Consider the following 3,176-nt stretch of genomic DNA (forward strand, 5'->3'; position numbering starts at 1 on the left):
AGTTCTTTAAAAATGTATCAGACAAGCTTATTTTAAATAACTCAATTAGCAACTATTTAATGGGTAAAAGACCAGAGTCTTGATAACCTTTCGGCAGTTGTTAAAGTTACTTGATCCAATCATGATCAGGGCCATATAGACCTTTCGGGGTTGTATGGTCAAGCATGAAAGCGCATATGGTGGATGCCATGGCGTCAGGAGGCGATGAAGGACGTGCCAATCTGCGATAAGCTGAGGTAAGCCGATAAGGGGCGCCTGAACCTCAGATTTCCGAATGGAGAAATCCGGCAGCTTTGCTGTCATCCATGACTTAAGTCATGGAGGCGAACCGGGGGAAGTGAAACATCTCAGTACCCCGAGGAAAAGAAATCAAAACCGATATTCCCTCAGTAGCGGCGAGCGAACGGGGAACAGCCCAAAAGTTATTTATGTTCAAGTAGAAGCGTCCTGGGAAGGTGCAGGGTACAGGGTGATACTCCCGTATACGTAAGAGCATAAGTAATGAGCGTGAGTAGGGCGGGACACGTGATATCCTGTCTGAATATGGGGGGACCATCCTCCAAGGCTAAATACTACCTGACGACCGATAGTGAACCAGTACCGTGAGGGAAAGGCGAAAAGAACCCCGGGAGGGGAGTGAAACAGAACCTGAAACCGTATGCGTACAAGCAGTGGGAGCCCTTCGGGGTGACTGCGTACCTTTTGTATAATGGGTCAGCGAGTTATCTGTATTAGCAAGGTTAACCTTGATGGGGGAGCCGTAGAGAAATCGAGTCTTAACAGGGCGAACAGTTGATACAGGTAGACCCGAAACTGGGTGAGCTAGTCCTGGACAGGTTGAAAGCAGGGTAACACCTGCCGGAGGACCGAACCCACTAACGTTGCAAAGTTAGGGGATGATCTGGGACTGGGGGTGAAAGGCCAATCAAACTCAGTGATAGCTGGTTCTCCTCGAAAGCTATTTAGGTAGCGTTCTACGAGGACGTACGGGGGTAGAGCACTGTTATAGCGCGGGGGCCATCTCGGCTTGCCAAACTATTGCAAACTGCGAATACCGTACAGTTGGAAGTAGAGGACAGACGGTGGGTGCTAACGTTCATCGTCAAGAGGGAAACAACCCGGACCGCCAGCTAAGGTCCCCAAGTTCTGGTTAAGTGGGAAACGATGTGGGAAGGCACAGACAGCCAGGATGTTGGCTTAGAAGCAGCCATCATTTAAAGAAAGCGTAATAGCTCACTGGTCGAGTCGGCCTGCGCGGAAGATGTAACGGGGCTAAACCAGACACCGAAGCTGCGGATTCACACTTTGTGTGAGTGGTAGAGGAGCGTTCTGTAAACTGATGAAGGTGAGGCGGGAGCCGAGCTGGAGGTAACAGAAGTGCGAATGCTGACGTAAGTAACGATAAAACGGGTGAAAAACCCGTTCGCCGAAAGACCAAGGGTTCCTGTCCAACGTTAATCGGGGCAGGGTGAGTCGGTGCCTAAGGCGAGGCTGAAAAGCGTAGTCGAAGGGAAACAGGTTAATATTCCTGTACCAGATATAAGTGCGATGGGATGACGGAGAAGGTAAGGTCAGCCAGTTAACGGATTCTGGTGGAAGATTGTAGGGAGTATCCCGGGTTAAAAGACGGGATGCGTTGAACTGAGAATCGATGCGAAGTGAATTTATTCACGAAGTGACTGTAGCCAGGCTTCCAGGAAAAGTCTCTAAGCTTCAGCTTATATGTGGCCGTACCCCAAACCGACACAGGTGGTCGGGTAGAGGATACCAAGGCGCTTGGGAGAACTCAGGTGAAGGAACTAGGCAAAATTGTACCGTAACTTCGGGATAAGGTACGCTGCTCATGGTGAAAGATGCACATCTGGAGCTGAGAGCAGCCGCAGTGAAATGGTGGCTGGGACTGTTTAACAAAAACACAGCACTCTGCAAACCTGAAAGGGGAAGTATAGGGTGTGACACCTGCCCGGTGCCGGAAGGTTAAATGATGGGGTCAGACGCAAGTCGAAGCTCCTGAGTGAAGCCCCGGTAAACGGCGGCCGTAACTATAACGGTCCTAAGGTAGCGAAATTCCTTGTCGGGCAAGTTCCGACCTGCACGAATGGTGTAACCATGGCCACGCTGTCTCCACCTGAGACCCAGTGAAATCGAAATCGCTGTGAAGATGCAGTGTACCCGCGGCTAGACGGAAAGACCCCGTGAACCTTTACTGCAGCTTGACACTGAACTTTGAACATGTTTGTGCAGGATAGGCGGGAGACATCGAAGGCAGAGCGCCAGCTCTGCTGGAGTCGTCCTTGAAATACCGCCCTGACCTGTTTGAAGTTCTAACTCGACAAAGACCTTGAAGAGGACAGTGTCTGGTGGGAAGTTTGACTGGGGCGGTCTCCTCCTAAAGGGTAACGGAGGAGCACGAAGGTCAGCTGATTACGGTCGGACATCGTAAGGTCAGTGCAATGGCATAAGCTGGCTTGACTGCGAGAGCAACAACTCGAGCAGGTGCGAAAGCAGGTCATAGTGATCCGGTGGTTCTGTATGGAAAGGCCATCGCTCAACGGATAAAAGGTACTCTGGGGATAACAGGCTGATACCGCCCAAGAGTTCATATCGACGGCGGTGTTTGGCACCTCGATGTCGGCTCATCACATCCTGGGGCTGAAGTTGGTCCCAAGGGTATGGCTGTTCGCCATTTAAAGTGGTACGCGAGCTGGGTTCAAAACGTCGTGAGACAGTTTGGTCCCTATCTACCGCGGGCGTGGGATAATTGAGGGGGATTGCTCCTAGTACGAGAGGACCGGAGTGAACGAACCGCTGGTTTACGGGTTGTCATGCCAATGGCACCGCCCGGCAGCCAAGTTCGGAACTGATAACCGCTGAAAGCATCTAAGCGGGAAGCAGGCCCCAAGATGAGTTATCCGAGTTAAATCATAAGGGCCGTTGAAGACTACGACGTTGATAGGTTGGATGTGGAAGCGCAGTGATGCGTGAAGCTGGCCAATACTAATGACCCGAAAGCTTGACCATACAACCCCGAAAGGTTTAAAGGCAAGGTTAACCATTAGATAGAAAAGAGTTAAGCACAGAGCTTGTACTGAACATTTTTAAATACAGATTTGTCTGGCGACCATAGTGCTGTAGTCCCACCTGTCCCCATTCCGAACACAGAAGTGAAATGCAGT

2 rRNA genes are annotated in these 3,176 nt (G+C 50.8%); both read left to right on the forward strand.

The annotated features are described in order from the left end of the window. The first annotated feature begins 156 nt into the window (after positions 1 to 156). Positions 157 to 3,021, forward strand: a 23S ribosomal RNA gene (locus MXE39_RS12695). Between the two features lie 92 nt (positions 3,022 to 3,113). Further along, positions 3,114 to 3,176: ribosomal RNA gene (gene rrf, locus MXE39_RS12700) — 5S ribosomal RNA — on the forward strand; the annotation flags it as partial.

Origin of the sequence: Anaerobiospirillum sp. NML120511, from assembly GCF_023050955.1 — a bacterium.
Lineage (GTDB): Bacteria > Pseudomonadota > Gammaproteobacteria > Enterobacterales > Succinivibrionaceae > Anaerobiospirillum.